General features: G+C 67.6%; 25 protein-coding genes. 17 read left to right on the top strand and 8 right to left on the bottom strand.

Annotation, left to right across the window (positions count from 1 at the left end):
• The first annotated feature begins 10 nt into the window (after positions 1-10).
• Genes SLQ33_RS05405 through SLQ33_RS05385 form a run of 5 tightly spaced genes read left to right on the top strand, consistent with a single transcriptional unit; the run spans position 11 to position 4146 of the window.
• Positions 11-970 carry a DUF4129 domain-containing protein gene (locus SLQ33_RS05405; protein ID WP_319452771.1) on the top strand — a complete coding sequence of 320 codons (960 nt, stop codon included), beginning with the start codon at positions 11-13 and terminating at the stop codon, positions 968-970.
• The gene (locus SLQ33_RS05400; RefSeq protein ID WP_319452770.1) at positions 967-1452 is read left to right on the top strand and encodes a hypothetical protein; all 486 of its coding nucleotides are present in this window, start codon (positions 967-969) and stop codon (positions 1450-1452) included. The genes SLQ33_RS05405 and SLQ33_RS05400 overlap by 4 nt, the downstream gene beginning before the upstream one ends.
• Positions 1449-2426 (top strand): MoxR family ATPase, encoded by a 978-nt coding sequence (locus tag SLQ33_RS05395; protein ID WP_319452769.1) that lies wholly within the window; start codon positions 1449-1451, stop codon positions 2424-2426. The genes SLQ33_RS05400 and SLQ33_RS05395 overlap by 4 nt, the downstream gene beginning before the upstream one ends.
• Positions 2423-3685, top strand: coding sequence for a DUF58 domain-containing protein (locus tag SLQ33_RS05390; protein WP_319452768.1), 1263 nt, complete (start codon positions 2423-2425; stop codon positions 3683-3685). The genes SLQ33_RS05395 and SLQ33_RS05390 overlap by 4 nt, the downstream gene beginning before the upstream one ends.
• Complete coding sequence (locus SLQ33_RS05385) at positions 3682-4146, top strand: hypothetical protein (protein WP_319452767.1); 465 nt, start codon at positions 3682-3684, stop codon at positions 4144-4146. Before SLQ33_RS05390 ends, SLQ33_RS05385 begins: the two co-directional genes overlap by 4 nt.
• A gap of 189 nt (positions 4147-4335) precedes the next feature.
• Here the strand turns inward: SLQ33_RS05385 and SLQ33_RS05380 are convergent, their stop codons facing one another.
• Entirely contained in the window at positions 4336-4956 is a 621-nt protein-coding gene (locus tag SLQ33_RS05380) for a hypothetical protein (RefSeq protein WP_319452766.1), read from the bottom strand.
• 182 nt (positions 4957-5138) lie between these two features.
• Here SLQ33_RS05380 and SLQ33_RS05375 point away from each other — a divergent pair, with 182 nt between their 5' ends.
• Entirely contained in the window at positions 5139-6827 is a 1689-nt protein-coding gene (locus SLQ33_RS05375; protein WP_319452765.1) for an ATP-binding protein, read from the top strand.
• On the top strand, positions 6809-7492 hold the full coding sequence (locus SLQ33_RS05370; RefSeq protein WP_319452764.1) for a response regulator: 684 nt from the start codon (positions 6809-6811) through the stop codon (positions 7490-7492). The genes SLQ33_RS05375 and SLQ33_RS05370 overlap by 19 nt, the downstream gene beginning before the upstream one ends.
• A 698-nt stretch (positions 7493-8190) precedes the next feature.
• On the opposite strand, the gene SLQ33_RS05365 is transcribed toward SLQ33_RS05370, so the two are convergent.
• Complete coding sequence (locus SLQ33_RS05365; protein WP_319453266.1) at positions 8191-8502, bottom strand: ATP-binding protein; 312 nt, start codon at positions 8500-8502, stop codon at positions 8191-8193.
• A gap of 59 nt (positions 8503-8561) precedes the next feature.
• Between SLQ33_RS05365 and SLQ33_RS05360 the strand changes: the two genes are divergently transcribed.
• Complete coding sequence (locus SLQ33_RS05360) at positions 8562-9002, top strand: hypothetical protein (RefSeq protein ID WP_319452763.1); 441 nt, start codon at positions 8562-8564, stop codon at positions 9000-9002.
• A gap of 432 nt (positions 9003-9434) precedes the next feature.
• Here the strand turns inward: SLQ33_RS05360 and SLQ33_RS05355 are convergent, their stop codons facing one another.
• Together SLQ33_RS05355 and SLQ33_RS05350 are read right to left on the bottom strand one after the other, a co-directional pair.
• Entirely contained in the window at positions 9435-10886 is a 1452-nt protein-coding gene (locus SLQ33_RS05355) for an RNA polymerase sigma factor (protein WP_319452762.1), read from the bottom strand.
• A gap of 90 nt (positions 10887-10976) precedes the next feature.
• A complete protein-coding gene (locus SLQ33_RS05350) occupies positions 10977-11285 on the bottom strand; it encodes a hypothetical protein (RefSeq protein WP_319452761.1) in 309 nt (102 codons plus the stop codon).
• A 108-nt stretch (positions 11286-11393) separates the two neighbouring features.
• Between SLQ33_RS05350 and SLQ33_RS05345 the strand changes: the two genes are divergently transcribed.
• Positions 11394-12218, top strand: coding sequence for an acyl-CoA thioesterase (locus tag SLQ33_RS05345; RefSeq protein ID WP_319452760.1), 825 nt, complete (start codon positions 11394-11396; stop codon positions 12216-12218).
• A 46-nt stretch (positions 12219-12264) separates the two neighbouring features.
• Positions 12265-13074: a rhomboid family intramembrane serine protease gene (locus tag SLQ33_RS05340; RefSeq protein WP_319453265.1), complete on the top strand. Its 810-nt coding sequence runs from the start codon at positions 12265-12267 to the stop codon at positions 13072-13074.
• A gap of 3 nt (positions 13075-13077) precedes the next feature.
• On the opposite strand, the gene SLQ33_RS05335 is transcribed toward SLQ33_RS05340, so the two are convergent.
• The gene (locus SLQ33_RS05335) at positions 13078-13455 is read right to left on the bottom strand and encodes a heme-binding protein (RefSeq protein ID WP_319452759.1); all 378 of its coding nucleotides are present in this window, start codon (positions 13453-13455) and stop codon (positions 13078-13080) included.
• 321 nt (positions 13456-13776) lie between these two features.
• Between SLQ33_RS05335 and SLQ33_RS05330 the strand changes: the two genes are divergently transcribed.
• Together SLQ33_RS05330 and SLQ33_RS05325 are read left to right on the top strand one after the other, a co-directional pair.
• On the top strand, positions 13777-14733 hold the full coding sequence (locus SLQ33_RS05330) for an alpha/beta hydrolase family protein (protein ID WP_319453264.1): 957 nt from the start codon (positions 13777-13779) through the stop codon (positions 14731-14733).
• Positions 14734-14760: 27 nt separating this feature from the next.
• The gene (locus tag SLQ33_RS05325; protein ID WP_319452758.1) at positions 14761-15192 is read left to right on the top strand and encodes an SRPBCC family protein; all 432 of its coding nucleotides are present in this window, start codon (positions 14761-14763) and stop codon (positions 15190-15192) included.
• Here SLQ33_RS05325 and SLQ33_RS05320 read toward each other — a convergent pair.
• Positions 15189-15842 carry an O-methyltransferase gene (locus SLQ33_RS05320; protein ID WP_319452757.1) on the bottom strand — a complete coding sequence of 218 codons (654 nt, stop codon included), beginning with the start codon at positions 15840-15842 and terminating at the stop codon, positions 15189-15191. The genes SLQ33_RS05325 and SLQ33_RS05320 overlap by 4 nt on opposite strands.
• Before the next feature lie 74 nt (positions 15843-15916).
• Positions 15917-16702 (bottom strand): oxidoreductase, encoded by a 786-nt coding sequence (locus SLQ33_RS05315; protein WP_319452756.1) that lies wholly within the window; start codon positions 16700-16702, stop codon positions 15917-15919.
• Between the two features lie 92 nt (positions 16703-16794).
• On the opposite strand from SLQ33_RS05315, the gene SLQ33_RS05310 reads away from it, so the two are divergent.
• The 5 genes from SLQ33_RS05310 (at position 16795) to SLQ33_RS05290 (ending at position 21680) form a co-directional block, all read left to right on the top strand.
• On the top strand, positions 16795-18075 hold the full coding sequence (locus tag SLQ33_RS05310; protein ID WP_319452755.1) for an MFS transporter: 1281 nt from the start codon (positions 16795-16797) through the stop codon (positions 18073-18075).
• A 17-nt stretch (positions 18076-18092) separates the two neighbouring features.
• Entirely contained in the window at positions 18093-19082 is a 990-nt protein-coding gene (locus SLQ33_RS05305; RefSeq protein ID WP_319452754.1) for a LacI family DNA-binding transcriptional regulator, read from the top strand.
• An 88-nt stretch (positions 19083-19170) separates the two neighbouring features.
• A complete protein-coding gene (locus tag SLQ33_RS05300; protein WP_319452753.1) occupies positions 19171-20385 on the top strand; it encodes a cytochrome P450 in 1215 nt (404 codons plus the stop codon).
• A 44-nt stretch (positions 20386-20429) separates the two neighbouring features.
• A complete protein-coding gene (locus SLQ33_RS05295; RefSeq protein WP_319452752.1) occupies positions 20430-20702 on the top strand; it encodes a hypothetical protein in 273 nt (90 codons plus the stop codon).
• Positions 20703-20786: 84 nt separating this feature from the next.
• Positions 20787-21680, top strand: a complete 894-nt coding sequence (locus SLQ33_RS05290) for a DMT family transporter (RefSeq protein WP_319453263.1) — start codon at positions 20787-20789, stop codon at positions 21678-21680.
• A gap of 242 nt (positions 21681-21922) precedes the next feature.
• On the opposite strand, the gene SLQ33_RS05285 is transcribed toward SLQ33_RS05290, so the two are convergent.
• Positions 21923-22861: a class I SAM-dependent methyltransferase gene (locus SLQ33_RS05285; RefSeq protein WP_319452751.1), complete on the bottom strand. Its 939-nt coding sequence runs from the start codon at positions 22859-22861 to the stop codon at positions 21923-21925.
• Positions 22862-22883 lie beyond the last annotated feature (22 nt).

Genomic DNA, 22883 nt, shown 5'->3' with positions numbered 1-22883 from the left:
GAGGTCGCCCATGGCAAGCCCGACGAAGGCGTCCGCGTGGCCGGTGCTCGCGCTGGCGGTCCTGATGGTCGTCGCCGCGGTGGCCCTTCGCGGGTACGTCCCCGGTGCCCAGCGCATGCCCCGCGAGCCTGCCGCCGACAACCCGTTCGCACTGTTCGCCGTCGTCGGGCTACTCGTCGCGGCCGTCGCCATCGTGATGATGGCGGTGATCGTGCGGGCTCGCAATCGCACGGCGGGACGCGCCGGCGCCGCGAGCCGGCTCGACTGGCTCCGAGCCGACGTGGGTCGGCCGACGTGGCGGATGGCCCTCATCGCGTTCGGTGTCGTCGTGGCCGCGTTGTTCGCGGCGATGGCGCTCAGCCGGCTCGGAGGCGGAGTAGGGCTCAACCCGCCCGCGTACGTGCCGCCCGGCACCTCGGACACCAGCACGCCGAAACCCGGTGCCGCAGAGTCCGACCCGGGACCGCCACCCGAGGCGCCGCACCCCGAGCCGGATCTGATCGGCTACTTCTACGCCGCCACCGGACTGTTCCTCCTGGTGCTCGTCGCGGGCTCGGTCGTCGCCATGCGCCGCCGACCCGCGTCGCCGACATCCACCCCGGACCCCGACCTCGACCCGCGTCACAAACCGCCCGACGGCGCCCAATCCCTCGCGCGCGCAGCCGAAGTCGGGCTCGCCGAGGTAGCGGACCCTGGTCGGGATCCGCGCGCGGCGATCATCGCCTGCTATGCGGCGATGGAGCGTGAACTGGCGCGCGTACCGGACGCCGCACCGCAGGACTTCGACACGGCGTCGGAGGTGCTGGCCCGCGCCGTGGACCGTCACGCGCTGGGGCCCGACAGTGCGACACAGCTGGTCGACCTGTTCGACGAGGCGCGGTTCAGCCCGCACGTGATGAACGAGGGCCACCGCGAGGTCGCGGTCCAGGTGTTGCAGCGGGTACACGCCGAACTGCGAGGTGCGACATGAAGGGGGTTGTCGCGCTGTCGGTTTGCCTCATCGTCGCGGTCGAGGTGGGCCTCCTTCTGGTGCCGGAAAGGGGTGCCGCGCTGCTGGCCGCCGCCGGCGTCGCGGCGCTGGCCCTGCTGACCGCGCGGTGGGTGCTGGCCCGAGAGGAGCGGCAGGGCACCGACGAGTCGACGGCGCGCGACCCGTCGGAGTCCTTGCGGCGGTGGCTGGCGCGGACCGAAACGCTGGTGGCGCGGTCGGAGACGACGCGGTCGGACTGGGACAAGCACCTGCGCCCGATGCTCGCGCGGCAGTTCGAACTCGCCACCGGTCAACGAAAGAGCAAGGACCCGAGGGCCTTCCAGGTGACCGCTCGAATGGTCTTCGGCGACGAGTTGTGGGTGTGGGTGGATCCCGACAACGTGTCCCGCACCGGGCTCGACGAACCGGGCCCTGGCCGCAGAGTGCTCGACGACGTCCTGCAGAGGTTGGAGCGAATATGACATCACCCCCGCCGACACCGGCGCCCACGACGGCCGCGCAATGCGATGCCGTGCTCGACGAGATCCAGCGCGTGGTGGTGGGCAGGCGTCCGGCTCTGACGCTCATCCTGACCGCGATGCTGGCCCGGGGGCACGTGCTCATCGAGGACCTTCCGGGACTGGGCAAGACTCTGATCGCCAAGTCCTTCGCCGCGGCGCTCGGGCTGGAGTTCACCCGCGTGCAGTTCACTCCCGACCTGCTGCCCGCCGACCTGCTCGGCTCGACCATCTATGACATGCAGTCGGGGCGGTTCGAGTTCCGGCGCGGCCCGATCTTCACCAACCTGCTCCTCGCCGACGAGATCAACCGAACGCCGCCCAAGACGCAGGCCGCGCTACTGGAGGCGATGGCCGAGGGCCAGGTCAGCATCGACGGCGTCACCCACCCGCTGCCCGACCCGTTCATCGTGTTGGCGACCGACAACCCCATCGAGTACGAGGGCACCTATCCACTGCCGGAGGCCCAGCTGGACAGGTTCACGATTCGACTGGAACTGCGGTATCTCTCAGAGGCCGAAGAGGTTTCGATGTTGCAGCGCCGGCTGGACCGCGGCGCGCCGGAGCAACTCGTCGACCAGGTGGTGGATGCTCGTGACCTCTTGGCCATGCGCGAGGCGGTGGAACACGTGACCGTGCACTCCGACGTGTTGGGCTACGTGGTGTCACTCGCGGCCGCCAGCAGGCAGCACCCTCAGGTCGCGGTGGGGGCCAGCCCGCGCGCCGAACTCGACCTGGTGCAGCTGGCCCGGGCGCGCGCCCTGCTGACGGGGCGGGACTACGTCATCCCCGAAGACGTCAAGGCGCTGGCGGTTCCGGCCATGGCGCATCGGATCAGCCTGCGGCCCGAGATGTGGGTCCGACAGGTTCGCAGCGGCGACGTGGTCGAGGAGTTGTTGCGTCGCGTCCCGGTGCCGCGCACCCGCGGCACGACGTGATCGACCGACGCACCACGGACGTCGAACTCCGTTGGCGGACTTCCGGGTTGGCGCGGGCGCTGGTCACCTGCGTGGCCGTGGCACTCGCCGCCGCGGTGGTGACCGGCACGTGGCAGCTCGTCGCGTTCGTCGCGCCGCTGCTCGGCATGTTGGCGTCGCTGCGGTGGCAGCCTGAGCCGCCGAAGGTCCGCGTCCACGCAGAGCCGGGGCTGGTGCGCTGCTTCGAGGCCGAAGAGGCGCGGCTCACGGTATGGGCGGAGGCCGACGACGGAACCCCGGTCGGCCTTGACCTCTCGACCGTCGCGGGGCCGCAGCTCGACGTCCGGCCGGACGGTTCGGCCCGCGTGGAGGTGACGACGTCCGCGCAGCGTTGGGGGCGGTATCCGATGCGCGCCCGACTGACCGTGCCCGCGCGAGGCGGACTGCTGACGGGGACCACGTCGGTGGACGCGGCCGAGGTGTTCGTGTTCCCCGTGGCCCCAGCTCAGTCGACGACGTTGCCGCGCACCGACTTACTCGACCGACTGGGCACGCATCTGACCCGCCACGTCGGGCGTGGTGTCGAGTACGGCAACATCCGCAGCTACGTTCCCGGCGACCAGTTGCGGACGGTGAACTGGCCGGTGAGTGCCCGCCGCGGCAGCCTCCACGTCACCGAGCGACTGAGCGAACGAGCCGCCGACGTGGTGGTGCTCGTCGACACGCACGACCAGCCCGTCGGGCCCGCCACCGAAGCGACCGAGCGAACGGTGCGCGGTGCCGTGCAAGTCGTGCAGAGCGCCTTGCGCAGCGGAGACAGGGCGGGCGTCGTCGCACTGGGCGGCCAGCCGCGCTGGCTCGGTGCGGACATCGGGCGCAGACAGTTCTATCGCGTGCTCGACGCGGTGCTCGGCGCCGGTGACGGCTTCGAGACCACGTCGGGAACGTTGGCGCCGCGGGCCGCACTCCCGTCGGGCGCCCTCGTGGTGGCGTTCTCGACGTTGCTGGACACCGACTTCGCGCTCGCGCTGATCGAACTCTGTCGCCGCGGACACGTCGTCGTGGCCGTCGACGTGCTCGACGGGCCGCCGTTCGAAGTCGAGCAGGATCCGCTGATCAACCGGATGTGGGGGTTGCAGCGCGCGTTCATGTACCGCGACATGCGCACGATCGGCGTCGACGTGGTGTCGTGGAGGAGCGACGTGGCGTTGGACCAGGCGATGCATCTGGTGCCCGATCATCGGCGGCGCAAGTCGGGGCGCCGGGAGCGTCGGCGATGAGTCCGACGCGAGCGCTGTCGAGCGCCTTCGGGCTGCTGATGGTCGCCGCGGTGGCCCTTCAGGCGGACGCCCCTGCGCTGATCGCCGCGCTGGCGGCCGCCGTCGCGGTGGTAGCCTCGGTCCAATTCCCCAGCGCAGCAACGGTTGCCGTGCTCGTCTGCGTTGGCGCGATCGGGTTGTCCGACGCGTCGCCACTGCTGTGTGTGCTGGCTGGGCTCAACGCGACGTGCTATCTGCTGCTCCACGTCGGTGGCCGCGCGTCGATCACCGGGCCGACCATCGCCTGCGTGCTCGTCGCTTCGGCGCTTGGGTTGGTCGCCACGACGATCCCCACCCACCTGCCGTGGGTGCCGCTGGCCGCGCCGCTCGCGGTGTTCGGTCTGTTCGTGATCGTCGTTCAGCCGCTGCGCTTGGCCCGGCGGGCCGCCCAGTCGCGCGGCGGCTCCTGGAACTCGCCGTGATCTGGGCACGCGTTCGGCGAGTGTTCGTCGGCACCATGCGCGGAGACGGCATCCACGCCAACGTCAGCGCAGGGGCACCCCAGCCGGAAGCACTAGCCTCAGAACGTGTTCGGCCCGCCACCCTAGATCCCCACAGGTGGCGGGCCGATTCCGGTGCTTAGGCGGACGGCATTCTCTACGTAGCGGTGCTCATACACACTTCAGTTGGGGGTTCATCTTCCAGGCCCCGTTGCTGCCGGTGCCGCGTGCGGACCCGTCCGGGCTGACCTGTCCGGTCAGCTGAATGCCCCCGGTCTGAGGCGATGCGAACGTCACAGCGATCTGATCGCCGGCGATCCCGCCGGTGACAAAGCCATTGAACAAAACGGTCCCTTGATTGCCGACGATTTGGGTCACCTCGGCTGGGGTGGTCGGCACCCCTGGTTGCCCAAGGGAGGCACCCTTCGCATTGAAAAACATAGTGCCTCCGTTGCCCATTGACAGACTAGTTGTGCCGTTGAAGCCCCACTGAGTGCACGACGCCGCATCTGGTGCGGCGGCAGCGACCGCCGTCGGGGTGGTCGCTTGCATGAGGCCCCCGGCGTTGGTCGCCTGCATGAGGCCGCCAGCGTTGGTGGATTCTCCGCCGTCGGTGGCCTTGGCGTTGGTCGCGGGACCGACTGTGGGTGCCGTGGACGCGGCGACGGCAGGAGTCGGCGCAGTGCTCGCATTGGCGACAGCCGCCAATCCCAAGGCACCGCCGATGATGCTGGCGGCAGCGACGGGGCCTGCGATGAAGCGGACGAGTCCGCGAGACGTTGTGGTGTTCATTTGAGTTCTCCTCTTTGTTTGTCGCCGTCGCTCTTGGCGATGACGAACGGTTGGGTGTGGTGTGTTGCCACGACCGAAGTTATGGGTCCGCAGTCGCCGTGGCTCGCTTGTGCGCACAAGCCGCGCAGTGCGCGATTTCGAGCTTTTGCGCATTGTGCGCAGCGACGCCGTACGCTCGACAGATGGTGCGGCTGCAGCGCGTGGATGTGCGCTTGGCCACCCAGGTGCTGCTGCTGCAGGTCGCCGTTGTCGTGCTGTCCCTTGGGATCGCGGGTGGGCTGCTTGCCGTGTTGAGCCACAACCGCCTTGCCGCCGAATACGAAACCCGGTCGTTGGACGTGGCGCGTGCGCTCGCATCGGCCCCGGCGGTGCGCGCTGACGTCGCACGCTACGACACGGCGCCTTTGACGCCGAGCCCGGCGCTCACCGATGAGCTGGCCGATGGCCCGTTGCAGCAATTGGCCACCGAAGTCCAGCAGCGCACCGACGTGTTGTTCGTGGTGATTACCAACGATCAAGGCATCAGGCTGTCGCACCCCAACCGCGACGAACTCGGCCGGCATGTCAGCACTGATCCCACCCAGGCGCTGGCCGGCCACGAGGTCGTCGAGCGCGATTCGGGCACACTGGGGCCATCGGTCCGCGCGAAAGTTCCTGTGCGGGCTCCCGATTCGGATCGGGTGGTGGGCGAGGTCAGTGTCGGGATCTCGACCGCGGCGGTGCACCACCAATTGTGGAGCGACGTGCGGGCAGCGGCCGTCCTCGTCGGGGTTGCCCTGCTGATCGGGGTCGTGGGCTCGGTGTTTCTGGCGCGGCGATGGCGAGGGCTGACGATGGGGCTGCAGCCTGCGGAGATGGCGGAGTTGATCCGCGGTCAGGCCGCGGTGTTGCACGGCATCGGCGAGGGTGTGCTGGCCGTCGACACCGACTGGAAGACCACCTTCGTCAACGACGAGGCGGCGCGCTTGCTCGAGATCACCAACGGGTCCGGTAAGTCGGTGGAGGAGATCGGTTTGACCCCACGGGTGCTCGAAGTGTTCAAAGGCGCCGATTCGACCCCCGCACTTGCCACCGTCGGTGACCGGATCGTGGTGGTGTCCGCCCGACACGTCGCACGTGAGGGACGCGAGCTGGGAAAGGTGTTGGTGGTGCGCGATCGCACCGACGTCGAATCTTTGACCCGCCAACTCGATGCGGTGCAGCTGATGAGCACGGTGCTGCGCGCCCAACGCCATGAGTTCGCCAATCGGCTGCATCTGCTCAACGGTCTGCTGCACGGCGGCCACACCGAGGAAGCCGCCCAATATGTGGAGGAGTTGTTGGGGTCAGGTCCGCTGGGATCGGCGCTGCCGGGGATCGACACCATTCGTGACGCGTTCCTGCAGGCATTCCTGGCAGCCAAGGCCGCCTCTGCCCGTGAAGCCGGCGTGACGCTGACGATCGGTGAGAACACCTGGGTGCCAGGGCGACTCACGCTGCCCGTCGACGTCACGACGGTGCTGGGTAATCTGCTCGACAACGCCATCGACGCGTCCCGCACCGGCGCCAACGACACCAAGGTCGTCGAAGTTGAGCTGCTGCAGGATGGTTCGACACTGCACATCACCGTCGCCGACACCGGCAACGGGGTGACCCCCGAGTTCGTCGAGCACGTGTTCACCGAGGGCAAGTCGACCAAGCTCGAATCGGGGATACCGGGCGGGCGCGGCATCGGAATGGCGTTGTCCCGACAGATCAGCCGTGCGCTGGGCGGTGATGTCTGGCTGTCGAGCCCAGGTAACCCTGGCGCCGAGCTGTGCGGCGCCGAGTTCATCGCCCGGCTGCCGGGCGTGATGGTCAAGGAGGAAGCCCAATGGGTGGCGCAGAACTGACAGTGCTGGTGGTCGATGACGACTTCCGCGTCGCCAACATGCACGCGGGCATCGTCAACGCGCTACCCGGGTTCGCCGTGACGACGACCGCGACGACACTGGCCGCAGCTCGCAAGGCCGACCCCGTCGACCTGGCCCTGGTGGACGTGTATCTTCCCGATGGGTCCGGGATCGACTTCGTGCGCGAGTTACGCTGCGACAGCATGATTTTAAGCGCTGCCAACGATGCCGCATCGATTCGGGCCGCGGTGGCCGCGGGCGCGTTGAGCTACCTCGTCAAGCCCTTCGCCCCCACAGACTTGGCGGCCCGACTGTCGGGTTACGCCCGATACCGCAAAATACTGTCCGGCTCCCACCTTGACGCCGAACAGGTCGACGCCGCACTTGATGCCCTGCGTCCCCGCATTACCCCCGCGAAGTCGCCGACAGCGGTGGCCTCCCCCACCAAACAGCTTGTGATGCAGGCACTTCGCGCGTCGGGCCAGCCAATGTCCTCGGCTGAGCTGTCCGCGGAGATCGGGGTCTCACGGGCCACCGCGCAACGGTATCTGTCAACCCTGGCCAATTCCGGGGACGTCAAAGTCCAACTCCGCTACGGCACCACCGGACGCCCCGAACAGGAATTCTTCGCCGTCGACAAACCGCCACAACGCCCCCCACGCTGACCCGGCACCCGGTGAGCACAATGCGGAAAACCCGAAGAATCAGCGGATTCGCGGGTTGCGCGCACAACCGCGACACCACGATCACGAGCACCTAACTTCGTGCAAGCAAGTTCAACACCGAACTTGTCCTCACCCGAACGGACACAACCATGACTCGCTTACCACTGATCGGAGCCCTGGCGGCCGGCCTGCTGATGACCGGGGTTCTGGCCCCGGCCGTGGCCTCCGCATCCACCCCCGATGCTGCAGCCTCCGCGCCGAGCACCGCCGCCGGGACAACCGCGCCCGGCACCGCGAATCCCGTCTCGCAGGGTTCACCAATTGGGCTTGCTTTGACGGGGCAAGCGCTGCTGTTCTTGCCCCAAATTCTGGGCCAAGTCGACAGGCACCGATGACGAGTCGGGTACCGATAGCGGGGATGCTCGCCGCAGGCCTGCTTACCGCGGTTGCCACCGCCGCCCAACACCCACGGACGGCGGGCCGCGTTCGATCGGAAACGGGTTGTCACCAATGACAAAGTCCGAGTTCGCTTCCCGATACTTTGGAAGCAAGGCCCTTCATGGCGTCTGGATGACACCGTCGGCGGCTCCGTACGACCGGCGCATCAACTGACTCCTCGCCAGCGTGAGATTCCGCGAGCAGCTAGCCACTCTGCGGTTGGCCAATCCTCGCTGCATCTCGACTGCCCTTGCAGGGGCTCATGTTCGGCTGCACTTGCCAGTGCTCGGTGGCCAGAGGAAGACGACGTTGTCCTTGACGACCACGACATCCAGCGTCCCGAGGTGGGCGACACGGACGCGTCTACGCCAACGCGCGTGACAGAAGTCTAACTGTGCCAATGACTTTCGTGAATTTCTAGATCTCAAACGCATGAGGTCAATGGCGGTCTGTACAGCCACCCGTCGACTCTCCGGGCGGGTGCCCTCGGTGAGCACAATGCGCAAAAGCCGAGGAATCGCGCTCTTCGCGGGTTGTGCGCACAAGCGAGACACCCCCACCCGTAGCGCCATAGCTTTATCGACAGCGAAGTTCATCCCCGAACTTCCCAACTAGCCGAAGGACAACGAACATGAACCGCACACCGATCATCGTCATCGCAACCATGGCCGCTGGCCTCTTGATCGCAGGCCTGCCGCCCGCGTTGGCTGACGCCGCACCGAGCACGGCGTCGTGCACTCAGTGGAGCTTCAACGGCGGAACCGAGATCGACGGGATTGCGTTCGTATTTACCGGCCCAACCATCGACCACTACATCGAAGCCTCGCGGCTTCCCGACGACCCCAAACACGCATCGGGGATCGGCATACTGCACGGCGGCATCTCAGGCGACGAACTCAACCTGGGTTACCTCTCGAAGCCGCCAGGAGCTCCAGAAGGATTGACGGTGCAAGGACACGTCAACCCTGACGGGTCCGCGCAAGGAACCGACGACCGCGGCGGGACATGGCAATTGCAAGGAGCCCCGCTGAAGTGCCTGACCACCACAGCGGCTGCCTCGCCATCTGCTTGACAGAGCGAATCGGCCGCCACCTCGACCGGCCCGCCGTCCCAGACCCCGGACGGCGGGCCGAGCTCACCGGCGAACGGTCAGGTCTTTCTGCGTCGCCACGGTGGCTGCCAGTCACAGTCCATGAGTGCCAAGCGATGTGTGGATTCGCTCTGCAACGGCAGCCCAGCGCGGCTCGAGCATCATGTCGTGCCCTATCGCGGGGAAGATCTCTGCCTCGCAGTGGTGCACACGTGCAGTCGCGCGGACCTCACTTTGGGTGATACTGCCGTCACGTTCCGCGTGACGTCCACGGCCCCTCGTCTTGTGATGATGAAGCGGTGCACCGTATTCGACGAGTTACATGCGGCGGCTGACGGTTCTCTGTAAGTGGGTAATGAGAGGTCAGTGGTCGGCGTTGCTATCTGGTGTAGGGGTGGCGCACTTCCTCCGACGTCAGCTGAACACCGGGCCGTCGCCGTTGCAGTTGGGATTGAGCGGCGGGCATTCTGGGCTCTGCTTGGGCGCCTCCGGAGCCTGCGAAATTACCGGCGGCTTGCTCTTCGGCGTCGGCGGCGTCGTCGGTTCGTCCGGCTCGGGTTCGGGTTCGGGTTCAGCGGGCGGCTGGCTCGGCGGAGGCTTCTGCGACGTGGGGCCTGGCTCGGTGGTGATCGGTTCCTCCGTCGGCTCCGTGGTGTGCGGGGCCGTCCGCTTCGGCGCCTCGGGACTCGGCGGCGGAGCCTCGGTGGTGGGTGCGACCTCGAAGGTGGTGGTGGGAACGACGGGCGGCGGGGGCGGTTCGGTGGGCGGGGGTGCGATCCGCGGGACCGCGGACGGCGTGGTGGTGACGGGCGCCGTCGTGGTGGTCACGAGTTGCTGCGGGTCGTTGACCGGCGTGACGCGGAACGCCGATGGGGTCGCGAGCACCACCGCGGCTCCGACGGTCAACGCCACCAGCGCGGCCCCAAGCCCGACGCGCACCCCACGCCGAGGCGGCGCGGACGGCGTCGACGGAGTGGCGGGCTGCTCGCGGAGGTCGCTGACGTCGACATCGGCGTCGGGCCACCACGATTCGTCGGATGCCGGGCCCGCGCTGGGGGCGGGAAGTGTCGCGTGCTCGAGCGTGCGGTCGCGCAGCCACACCGGGGCGGGCAGCGCGATGGGTGCCGCGCCGAGCAGAGCGGCGGGGCTGACGAGCTGCGCGCGGTCCTCCTCGCAGACCGCGCACCCGTCGATGTGCCGGGCGATCCGCTTGCGCATCAACACCGTGAACTTGCCGTCCCAGTCCACGAGGAGCTCGGCCAGTTCGGGGCACTGGCTGGGGTCCGCCTTGACGCGGCGGCAGACCAGCAGCGCACCCAGCGAGCGCGCGATGGTGTCGCGGAGTCGCTCGACGAGAGTGTTCGCGTTCTTGTGGGTGACGCCGAGGGCGTCGGCGAGCTCGGGCCCGTCGAGCCCTTGACGGTAGGCAAGTTCGAGGACGAGGCGGTCGCGTTCACTCAACCCACCGCTGGCCTCGGCGATGAGCTCGGCGAGCTCGTTGCGCGCCGCCATGGTGGCGAGATCGGCTTCGGTGGTGGGCATGTCGGGGAGTTCCTCGCTGGGCATTTCACGTTTGCGGTCCCGGATCCGGGCAAGCGCCTCGGACCGCGCGATGGCGTACAGCCACGACCGCAGCCGGTCGGGCTCGCGCAGTTGGACCAATTTGGTTGCGGCGGTGACGAAGACGTCCTGCACGCAGTCTGCGGCCGAGTCCCGGTCGCGCAGCATGCCGACGCAGAAGTCGTACAGCCGGTCGGCATAGCGGTCGTAGATCGCGGCAAACGCGGTGCGATCACCCGTGGCGGCCGCCCGGGCCAGCGTGGCGTCGTCGAGACTGCCCGCAGACGACAGTGCGAACGTGGTCATCGATCCACCCCCATGGCGCATCTGACGTGCACCGAGGTAATCATCATCGTCTTTGCTCGAATCCGTCGCAATGACCGCACCGGCGGCGGGTCAGCGGCTCGCGAGTTGGGTCGGAGGCACGGGTCGGGCCACCCGGTAGTACCCGGGGATCAACTCGGTCTCGGTGTGGATCAGATAGTCCTTGGAGTCGTACAGCCGGCAGATCTGTGCGAGGTCGAAGCCCTGCTTCTGCGTGCTGAAGACCCCGCGGACGGCACCGTCGGCGTAGTTCTCCGGACTGAGCACGCACAGCTGGTCGAACGTGGCGGCGTGTGCCAGGCCGCCCGTGGCGAGCGCGCCTGCGGCGATGGCCCCGGCGCCGATTGCGACTGCGGTGATGCGGCTGAGCAGGGTGTTCATGGTTGGCTCCTTCCGAACGGGGACGCGTTGTACCCCGCGTTCATCAGCTAGGAGCGCGCAGCGGCCCGGATTCCCACACTTTTTCGGCGGCCCGTAAGGTGCGAATCGATGACACGTGTCAAGTTCGCCGAGGGGTTACCCGGCGCGGGCGACGAAAGCTGGATCGCCCGACTACTGCACTTCGACCGCCGCGGCGACGTCTTCATCGCGCCCAACCCACGCAGCGGCCCGAGCGATCGGCTCTTCGGCGGGCTCATCGCCGCGCAGTCGCTTGCTGCTGCCGGCGCCACGGTCGACCCGGAGAAGCTGCCCCAGTCGCTGCATCTGTACTTCGTGCGTGGCGGCGAGTACGGCGTCGACGTCGAACTCGAGGTCGAGCGCACCCGCGACGGTCGGTCGTTCGACACGCGGCGGGTGACGGCCGTCCAGCACGGCAAGATCATCCTCGAGATGATCGCCTCGTTTCACCGCCCGGAGCCCGGCGCCGACTGGCAGCCGCAGGGCGCGCCTGTGCTCGCGTTCGACGTGGCGGTTCCGAAGGTGCCCGACCTGGGTTTCGCCGAGCGGTTCGACATCCGCGTCACGCCGGGCGACGATTCGGTGTTCGCAACTCCGCCGTTCTGGATCAGGAGCAAGGACATCGTCGAAGACGATCCGCTGATCCGCGCCTGTGTGCTGACGTTCATGTCCGACTTCGGGCCCGTACCCGTCGCGCGTCCGCCCGACGTGCCAGCGGACGTCGCCATCGGCTACGCCGCGAGCCTCGATCACGCGGTGTGGTTTCACCGGCCGTTCGCCCCCAACCAGTGGCACCTCTACGACGTGCGGTCGCTGAACAACACCGACTCACGCGGGCTCGTCGTCGGATCGCTCTACGACGGAGCGGGTGCATTGGTGGCCAGCACCACCCAGGAAGCGTTGTGGCGGTTCTAGTGCGGGACAATGAATCGTGAGCATTCCGAGCACACCGCCGCAGGCGATGAGCTGCTACCGCCATCCGGACCGCCCCACCTATATCCGCTGCACACGCTGCCAGCGCGGCATCTGCCCCGACTGCATGCGGTCGGCGCCCGTCGGGCATCAGTGCGTGGGCTGCGTCGACGAGGCCGCCCGGTCGGTGCGGCAGCCGACCACGGCGCTGGGCGCGCGGCTGGACACCAGGCCGTTGGTCACCTACGTGCTCATCGCACTCAACCTGGCGATGTTCGTCGCGCAGCAGGCCGTGCCCGCCGTCTACCTCGAGCTCGTGCTGTGGCCGTGGGGTATCGCCCACGACGACGAGGTGTACCGGCTGCTGACGTCGGGGTTCCTGCACGCAGGCATCATGCACATCCTGTTCAACATGGTGGCCCTGTACTTCACCGGTCCCGCCCTCGAGCGTGGCCTTGGGCACGTCCGCTTCCTCGGCCTCTACCTGCTCAGCTTGTTGGGCGGAGCGGTGCTGGTCTACCTGCTGACTCCCGTCGACACGCCGACCCTTGGTGCGTCGGGAGCGATCTTCGGGGTCTTCGGTGCGTCGTTCGTGCTTGCCCGCAAGCTCCACTTCGACATGCGGGGCCTCGTCGGGCTGATCGCCGTCAACCTGGTGATTACCTTCGTGGCGCCCGGCATCAGCTGGCAGGGTCACGTCGGCGGGTTGCTGACCGGCGCCGCGGTGGCGGCCGTGTACGCCTACGCGCCGCGCGCGCACCGCAACCTGGTTCAGCTCGGGGCGAGCGTCGCCTTGTTGCTGATCTTCGCCGCGCTCATCTGGTGGCGCACCGGCGCCATCCTGACGGGCGCGGGTTAGTCGCTACGGACTCAGCGGTGCGCCGCACCGGTCCTTGAGGTCCATCAACGGCTGCCGGATGCCCATGATGTCGGCCTTGGTGTCCGGGTGAGCGTCTAGATAGGTCCTGACCTGCTTGGCGACGTCCGCTCGGGACAGCCCCTCGAGGCTGGTCATGAACCAGTTGTAGTCCGGATGGGTGAACAGGTAGGCCGACGTGGCCTCCGATACGCCCGCACGGACGCCTTCCAGGTCGGCCGCAGTGCAGTTCGGGGGGTCCGCGGCGGGATCTTCGTTGGCGAACGCGGCCGGGGCGCCGCCGAACATGGCCGCGGCGGCCAGGGCGCCTGCGACGAGGCCACCACCCGTCAGCAGCCGCATGTGGTGTGCGAGATTCGACATGATTCAACTCCTTGCTGTGTGTGCTCTGAGTTTGCCCTGAGACGAACCATATGGCCCGTCATGCAAGGCGATTCACAGGTCATTCACGTCGTGCTCCCAGCCGACGACGGGCGGCTCACCAGCGAACTGACGGCACCGATCGCGGAACACCTTGATAACAAGGCGATTACGGCCCGCGTGGGGTGCCGGGCGCTGCTCAACGCGCGCGATAGCTTGCCCATGACGCAATGCGACAGAGATGGGGTACCTCCGGTGTTGGCGACCTTCGTTGGTGAGAAACCGCGCGGCACGCGCCGTTTGGTGATCGCCCTCCTCGCGGTGATGATGCTGCCCGGGTTCTTCGGCGTCACCTTCTCCACGCCCACTGCGGGTGCCTACTCACGCGAAGGGCTCCCGGTCGAGCAGCTGAACGTGCCGTCGCCGTCGATGGGCCGCGACATCCACGTCGAGTTCCAGGGTGGCGGCCCGCATGCCGTGTACCTGCTCGACGGGTTGCGCGCCACAGACGATGCCAGCGGCTGGGACATCAACACGGCCGCGTTCGAGTGGTTCTATCAATCCGGGCTCTCGGTGGTGATGCCCGTCGGCGGCCAGTCCAGCTTCTACAGCGACTGGTACCGGCCCGCGGCTGGCAGCGGTGGCACCACCACCTACAAGTGGGAGACGTTCCTGACGCAGGAACTGCCGTCGTACCTGGCCGCGAACAAGGGCGTCACGCCGACCGGCAATGCCGTGGTCGGGCTGTCGATGTCCGGGGGTGCGGCGCTGATCCTCGCGGCCTACTACCCGACGCAGTTCATCTTCGCGGGCTCGTTGTCCGGGTTCCTCAACCCATCACAAGGGTTGTGGCCCACCATGATCGGGTTCGCCATGAAGGACGCCGGCGGGTACAACTCCACCGACATGTGGGGCATCGCGAGCGACCCGGCCTGGCGGCGCAACGACCCGATGGTCAACATTCCCACCCTGGTGGCCAACAACACCGCGATATGGATCTACTGCGGAAACGGTCGGACCTCGGACCTCGACCCACCCGGTGACTTCGGCGTCCAGTACAGCGCCCAGTTCCTCGAGAACATCACCATCAACACCAACAAGGACTTCCAGAAGAACTATGTGGCCGCCGGTGGGCGCAACGCGGTCTTCAACTTCCCCGCCAACGGCACCCACAGCTGGGGGTACTGGGGTGCGCAGCTGCAGGCGATGAAGCCCGACCTGGTGCGGGTGCTCGGTGTCGCACCGGCCGCACCCGTCGTGCCCGTCACACCGCCTGCTTAACCGGCGCCGATTGGGTACAAGTGGGAGATGGCGAACGTCGACGTCTCGGTTTCCTCGAAGTTGTCGCCCGAACAGGCGTGGAAGCTGGCGTCGGATCTGCACCGCTTCGATGAGTGGCTGACCATCTTCGGCGGATGGCGCAGTCCGGTGCCGGACATCATCGAGGTGGGCACAAAGGTGTCGTCGCGCATCAAGGTCAAGGGCTTCCGCAACACCATCGGTTGGGAAGTCACCGAGTATGACCCGCCACGACGGATCGCATTGTGGGGCACCGGTTTCGGTGGTGTGCGCATCTCGCTGACGATGACGGTCGCCGAAGTCGGCGCAGGCACCACGTTCCACCTGTTCGCGGAACTCAAGGGTGGCCTACTCAGTGGCCCGGTCGGTGGACTGGTCGCGCGGGTGATCCGCTCGGACGTCGAGAAGTCCGTACAGAACCTTGTCGCGCTGGGCCGTTAGACGCGGCAGCTGAGCTCCATGCTGTCGGAGTCGCGGGCCAGGAAGTTCACGCTGACGTAGCCGTTGGCGGGATCGCGCACGTAGTCGAGGTACGGCTGGGTGTCGGGCATGTTGGTGTTGTCGGCGACGACGAGCGTGCCGGGGGAGAGCCGCGGCTCCAGCAGTTTGATCACCGGCAGGTAGAACTCCTTCCAGCCGTCGAGCAGCACGAAGTCGACCGGGCCGTCGAGCCCGGTCAGTGTCTCCAGTGCGTCGCCCTCGAGCACGGTGATCACGTCCGTCAGGCCCGCGTCGGCGAAGGTCTGCTTGGCCGACGCGATCTTGGCCGCGCTCATTTCGGTGGTGACGACACGTCCGGTGCCGTTGTCCTTGACGGCCGAGGCCAGGTGCAGCCCCGACAGCCCCAGCGACATTCCGAACTCGACGACGGTGCCCGGCCTGGTGGCCCGCACCAGCGCGTAGAGCAACCGGCCCGCTTCTGGGGTCACCGGCATGTACACGTCGCTCAGTGCGTCGGCCCGTTCCTGCGCGGTGGCCGAGCTCATGTCGATGCCGTCGAACCGTTGCCGCAACGTGGTCATCTGCTCGCCGGACTCCGTGTACATCCGGTCCAGGGCTGCAGCGACTTTGGGATCGAGGAGAGTGCTCATGACGACGACGCTACGCCGCGAATCCGAGCGACGGCCTGGTACCTATTCGTCGACGAAGGTCACCGTGTAACGCATCAGATGGTGGTGACGTATCCGCCGTCGATGCGCACGTCGGAGCCGGTGATGTTGGCCGAGCGGTCGCCGGCCAGGAAGACGGTGAGATCGGCGACCTCCTGCGGGGTGGTGAAGCGACCCGTCGCCGAACCCGCGGCCACGGAGCTCACCACGTCGTCCGGGGTGGCGCCGCTGGCCGCGGCGAACTGCGCCGCCACTCCGTCGTCGGCGAGCCACAGCTCGGTCGACACCGGTCCGGGGCTGATGGTGTTGACCCGGATTCCCTTGGGGCCGAACTCCTTCGACAGGCTCTTGGCGTAGTTGGCCAACGCAGCCTTGGTGGCGCTGTAGTCGACGATGTTCCACTCGGGCAGTGTCGCGTTGACCGAGCCGATCATCACGATCGAGCCGCCCCCGCGGGCCAGCATGTGCGGGACGGCCTCGCGCGTCGCGCGCACCGCGGAGAGGAAGTTCAGCGCCAGCGCAGCATCCCAGTCGTCGTCGGTGACGGAAAGGATGCCGTCGAACCGCGGCGTCACCGCCCCGGCGTTGTTGACCAGGACGTCGAGGCCACCCCGCTCGGCCGCGGCGGCGATCAGCGCCCGCGGGCCTTCCGGTGTGGAGAGGTCGGCGGCGACGAAGGTGGCCGAACCCGCGGCTTCCAACGCCTGCAGTCCGGGGGAGTTGTGCCGGGCGCCCACGATGACGAAGGCTCCCGCTTCCGCGAAGGCCTGGCTGACGGCCAGCCCGATGCCCTTGCTTGCGCCGGTTACCACGACGATCTTGCCGATCAGGTTCATGTCCATGACGGACATGCTCTGTCGAACACACCGGATAAGCAATATGCCTAAATCCGTTCTGCGCCCGAGGGACCGACGCCTCGTTACCGTATTGCGCCATGCCGTCGAATCCCGCGCTGCGCAAGGCCGTCACCGGTGCCTCCATCGGGAACGCCGTCGAGTGGTTCGACTTCGCGATCTACGGCTTCCTCGCGACGATCATCGCCACCAACTTCTTCCCCGCAGGCGACGACACCGCCGCCCTGCTGAAGACGTTCGCGATCTTCGCGGCCGCCTTCTTCATGCGTCCGTTGGGCGGCTTCGTGTTCGGGCCGCTGGGCGACCGGATCGGCAGGCAACGCGTGCTGGCGCTGGTGATCCTGCTGATGTCGGGTGCGACGCTGGCGATCGGACTGTTGCCCACCTATCAGTCGGTGGGCGTGGCGGCGCCGCTGATGCTGCTGTTCTTTCGTTGCCTGCAAGGCTTTTCGGCGGGTGGTGAATACGGCGGCGGCGCCGTGTACCTCGCCGAGTACGCCCCGGATGAACGCCGCGGACTCGTCGTCACGTTCATGGCGTGGTCGGGTGTGGTCGGCTTCCTGCTTGGCTCGGTGACCGTCACCGTCCTGCAGGCCGCGCTGCCCGCAGGGGCGATGGCGAGCTACGGGTGGCGAATCCCGTTCCTGCTCGCCGCCCCGCTCGGGTTGATCGGGCTCTACATCCGGCTGCGGCTCGACGACACTCCCGAGTTCACCGAGCTCCGCAAGGCGGATCAGCTGGCGAAGCGGCCGCTGTGGGAGGCCGTCACCACGTCGTGGCCGTCGATCCTGCAAGTCTTCGGGCTCTTCCTGATCTTCAACGTCGGCTACTACGTGGTCTTCACCTTCGTGCCCAACTACCTCATCAAGCCGCTGGGCTACGGCACCACGGAGTCGTTCGTGTCGGTCACCTTGGCCAGCCTCGTCGCCCTGGTGCTGATCCTGCCGTTCGCGGCCCTGTCGGACCGCATCGGGCGGCGGCCGATGCTGATCGCCGGTTCGGCGTGCTTTGTCGTCTTCGCCTATCCGCTGTTCCTGCTGCTGAACTCGGGTTCACTCGGCGCGGCGATGGCGGCCCACTGTGCGTTGGCGGCGATCGAGTCGGTGTACATCTCGGCGGCGGTCACCGCGGGCGTCGAACTATTCGCCACCCGCGTGCGCTACAGCGGTTTCTCGATCGGCTACAACATCGCCGTCGCCGGCTTCGGCGGCACCACCCCGTACGTGGTCACCTGGCTGACCGCACGTGCAGGCGTGATGACGCCCGCGTACTACTTGATGACCGCGGCGGCGGTGTCGCTCGTCGCGGTGTTGATGTTGCGGGAGACCGCTGGGCGGCAATTGCGAACGTTGGCGATCTGACGTGCCACGATGATGCGATGGGAGGGATGCGCGCGCCGAGGCCGACCAAGGCCGACGTCGCGCGCCTTGCCAACGTCTCCCCGGCGACCGTCACCTACGTGCTCAACAACGTCGCGGGCCAGACCATCTCGGCGCAGACCACGGCCGCCGTGCACGCGGCTGCCAAACAACTCGGGTACCGCCCCAACCTCGCGGCCCGAAACCTCGCCGTCGGGGCCAGCGGCGTCGTGCTCTACATCGTGCCGCGCATCACGCTCGGCGAACTGCTGCTGGAGGTCGGCAGCCGGCTGACGGCTGCGCTCGCGCGTCACGGAGTGGTGTTGTCGCTGCAGTTCGAGACGGACGACGGGCGCAACGTCGTCGACGCCGTCGCCGACCTCAACCCCATCGCGGTCACCAGCGTCTTCCCGCTCAGCGGCGCGGCGTTGGACGCCGTCACGGCGGCAGACATCCCGCAGATTCACCTCGGCAGCGCGCAACTGCACGCGATGGGTGCGCTGCACCTGACCATCGGCGAGCTGCGCGTCGAGCACCTGGTTTCCCGCGGCCATCGCAAGCTTGCGGTCGCCAGCTCGGATGAGCCGAAGCTACGCCCGCTCGGGGAGTACTGGCTCGCGGGCCTGCAGGTCGCGGCGCGGCAGCGCGGGCTCCCCGAGCTCACCGTCGGCACGCTCGCCGCGGACGGCTCGGACGCCGCCGACGTGGTGCGGGGTTGGGTGGCCGACGGCGTCACGGCGGTGTGCGCGCAGAGCGACGAGACGGCGTTCGTCGTGCTGCACGGGATCCGTCGCGCGGGGCTGCGGTGCCCGGAGGACCTTGCGGTGATGGGCGTGGTCGGGGGCACGCTCGGTGCTGTCAGCGGGCCCCCGCTCACGTCGGTCGCGTTGGACGCGGAGACCATCGTGGACGTGGCCGTCGCGGCGATGCTCGCGGAGTTGGGCTATCCGTCGGAAAGCGAGCCCAGCAGCGCGAACGTCGCGAGACTGATTCAGCGCGCCTCCACCTGATCGTGCCCGATTGTTGTCGAGCGGTCGCTCAGCGGTGTAACTTACGCGTGTAAGCAATGCTCTCGCAGCCCCCAGAGAGGCGGACTTCGTGACTGAAACGGCAACGCGTGAAGCAACCGGTGACGCGTACTTCGACCCCTATGACGTGGACATCAACGCCGACCCGTACCCGGCGTTCGCGCGCCTACGCGAAGAGGCGCCGCTGTACTACAACGAGCAGCACGACTTCTATGCGCTGAGCCGCTACGACGACGTCAACCGCGGCATCGTCGACCACGGACTGTTCAGTTCCGCAAAGGGCGCGATCCTCGAACTGATCAGGGCCGACTTTCCGATCCCGTCCGGCGTGCTGATCTTCGAAGACCCGCCGGTGCACGACATCCACCGCAAGTTGCTCGCGCGGATGTTCACCCCGCGCAAGATCGCGCTGCTCGAGGCCAAGATCCGGGACTACTGCGCCCAGAGCCTCGACCCGCTCGTCGGCACCGGCACGTTCGACTTCGTCAAGGACCTCGGCGCCGTCATGCCGATGAAGACGATTAGCGCGCTGATCGGCATCCCCGAGGGCGACCAGGAGAAGATCCGCGATCACGTCACTTCCCAGATGAAGACCGAGGCAGGCAAGCCGATGAAGGCGGCCGAAGAGGGCCTGGTCAGTGGTGACATCTTCGCCGACTACATCGACTGGCGCGTCGACAACCCGTCCGACGACATCATGACGGAGCTGCTCAACGTCGAGTTCGTCGACGAGACCGGGACCATTCGCAGGCTGACTCGCGACGAACTGCTCATCTACATCAACGTCGTCGCCGGCGCGGGCAACGACACCACCACGCGTCTGATTGGTTGGGCCGGAAAGGTTTTGGCCGAGCACCCCGACCAGCGACGCCAGCTCGTCGAGGACCCGACACTGATCCCCAAGGCCGTCGAGGAATTGGTCCGGTTCGAGCCGCCCGCGCCGCACGTGGCGCGCTACGTCACCCGCGACGCGGAGTTCTACGGCCAGACCGTGCCGCAGGGCGCCGTGATGATGATGCTCATCGGCGCCGCCAACCGCGATCACCGTCAGTTCCCGCCGGACGGCGACGTCTTCGACATCAACCGCGAGGTCCGCGCGCATCTCGGCTTCAGCGTCGGAGCGCACTACTGCCTGGGCTCGTCGCTGGCCCGGCTCGAGGGCCGAGTCGCCTTGGAGGAGATCCTCAAGCGGTTCCCGGAGTGGGAGGTCGACTTGCCCAATGCGGTGTTCTCTACGACATCGACCATTCGTGGCTGGGAAAGCATGCCGGCGGTCGTCGGGTGACCGCAGAACCTGACTGGCGCAGCGTCCTCAACTACTCTGGGCGCATGCGGCTCAAGGTTCTTCCCTACGTCACCATCGAGGTCGACGACCGCGCGCGGCGGCGGCTGCGCGCCACTGCCGAACGTATGCGGCTCAACGTCCGCGCGTACCTACTCAGCGCCGCCGACGACGTCGACACCGCGGGTGACAAGGTTCGCGGCGTGTGCGACGCCGCCGTCCATCGCGTCGATGACGCCGTCGGCCGGGTGACCGGCCGGCTCGGGCCGCAAGGGGTCCGCGGGGACGTCGACTCCGACGCCCGAGTCGAAGCGAGCTGACAACCCCTCTACGGTGTAGGCGTCGGACATCGTCGTCGCACGAACCCATGAAGGAGTGTCACCAAAGGTGGTAGGGCGCTCTTGATCTTCACTCACGGGCTCGTCATCACTCTCGCCCTGTGCGCGGCCGTATTCATGGCCATCGGCATCGTGATCCGCCAACGCGCCACCATGAACGTGCCATCCGAGGACGGCGTCAGCGCCGTCATGGTCACCACGTTGTTGCGCAGCCCGATGTGGTGGGCGGGCACCGGGGCGGCCGTGCTCGGCTACGTGTTCCAGGCACTCGCCCTGATCAAGGGTTCACTGATGCTGGTTCAGCCGATCCTTGTGTCGGCCTTGTTGTTCGCGCTGCCGCTGAGCGCGCGGCTGGCGGGGCGACGCGTCACCCGCGGCGAATGGATCTGGGCGGGGCTGTTGACGATCGGGCTCGCGGTCTTCGTGCTGCTGGCCCACCCCGGGCCGCAGGAAACTCCCGCGTCGCTGCCCGTCGCCGCCATCGTCGCGGGCGTATGTGCCGTGATCATCCTCGGCTGTGTCGTCGTGGCCGTGCGGATCGGTGGCTGGCAGCGTGCCGTGCTGCTTGCGGTCTCGGTCGGGGTGCTGTTCGGCGTGGTCGCCGTGGTGACCAAGATCAACATGCACATCGCCGACCAGCGGGGCATCTTGTCCCTGCTCGCAACCCCGGCGCCGTACGCACTGGTCGTGCTCGGCGTCATCGCAACGCTGTTGCAGCAGTCCGCATTTCACTCAGGCGCACTGCAGACGTCGGTGCCGACGATGCTGGTGCTCGAACCGGTCGTCGCCGTGATACTCGGTGCGCTCGTGCTCGGTGAGCAACTGGAGGCCGGGCGGTACGAGGCCATCGCGTTGGCCGTCGCGGTGGTCTTCATGACCGCGGCGACGGTCGCCCTCGGCCGTGACGAAGGCGCCTACGAGGCCGAACTAGAGCTGAAGGTCGCGCGCAAAACGGCCTGAGTCAGTGACCCGTCGACTTCCAGTAGGCGAAGCCGAACAAGGCGGCGAGGAAGCCGACCACGATCACCACGGTGAGTAGCGTCTACCGACCAGCAGCGCCCCGAGCATCCCTGCCCATACGACGGCCTTCTTTTTTCTGGAGAGCCGACCGCATGATGTTCACCGTCCCGCTGAACATCGGCCGAACGGTAGCCGCTGCGGTGTGCTGCGGTTGCGAATTGCGCTGTGAACTTCCTGTCAGCTCAGCGCAGCGTCGACGTGTAGTAGACGACGTTGGCCATCGTCACGTGATCGTCGTCGGACGGCGGAAGCGCCGGAAATCCGTTGGACACCAACAATTCACCCATCGGCGCGCCGACTGAAGACCAGCCGCGGGCGTCGAGGTACTCGCCGACGTCGTTGCGCTCGCCATGAAAGCCCAACTCCGCGAAGTCGAGTTCGAAGCCGTGCTCACGCCACTTGGCGGTCGACTCGCGCATGCGCTCACGGACGGCGTCGGCGTCGACGTCGTCGAGGCTGTTGCCCCGCACCGCCTCGGTGGCGATTCGGCTCCCGGGTGCACTCAGCTTGGTGACCGCATCCAGCAGCCGGTCCTGGGCTTCGGGAGGCAGGTAGCCGAAGAGGCCCTCGGCGATCCAGGCGGCGGGCTTGGTGGTGTCGAACCCGGCGGCCAACAGCGCCGTTTGCCAGTCGTCGCGTAGGTCGATCGCCACCGTGCGCAGGTCGGCGGTCGGCTCGGCGCCGAGGCCGGCCAACGTCGTCGTCTTGAACGCGATCACCTCGGGCTGGTCGATCTCGAACACCGTCGTGTCGGCGGGCCAGTCGAGCCGGTAGCCACGCGCGTCAAGGCCCGACGCCAGGATCACGGCCTGCCGGATCCCGGCCTTCGCCGCGTCGGCGAAGAACTCGTCGAAGAACATCGTGCGAGAGGCCATCGCGGCGGGCATCTGCTGCAGTCCCCAGCCGGATCCGTCGGCGTCGAGGTCGTCGCCCGAGAGCTCGCCGGTGGCCCACCGGGTGAGGAAGTCCACCCCGACGGCGCGTACCAGCGGCTCTGCGAACGGGTCGTCGATCTTGGGCTCGTCGGCGTTGGTAGCAATCGCCCGGGCCGCGGCCACCATGGTCGCCGTTGCGCCCACGCTGGTAGCCAAGTCCCAGCTGTCATTGTCAGTTCGTGTCATTGGTCAAACCTCCTGCCTCAAT

This window comes from Mycobacterium sp. RTGN6, from assembly GCF_033804605.1.
In the GTDB taxonomy this organism is placed as follows: domain Bacteria; phylum Actinomycetota; class Actinomycetes; order Mycobacteriales; family Mycobacteriaceae; genus Mycobacterium.
This window is presented reverse-complemented; position numbering and strand designations above follow the sequence as displayed.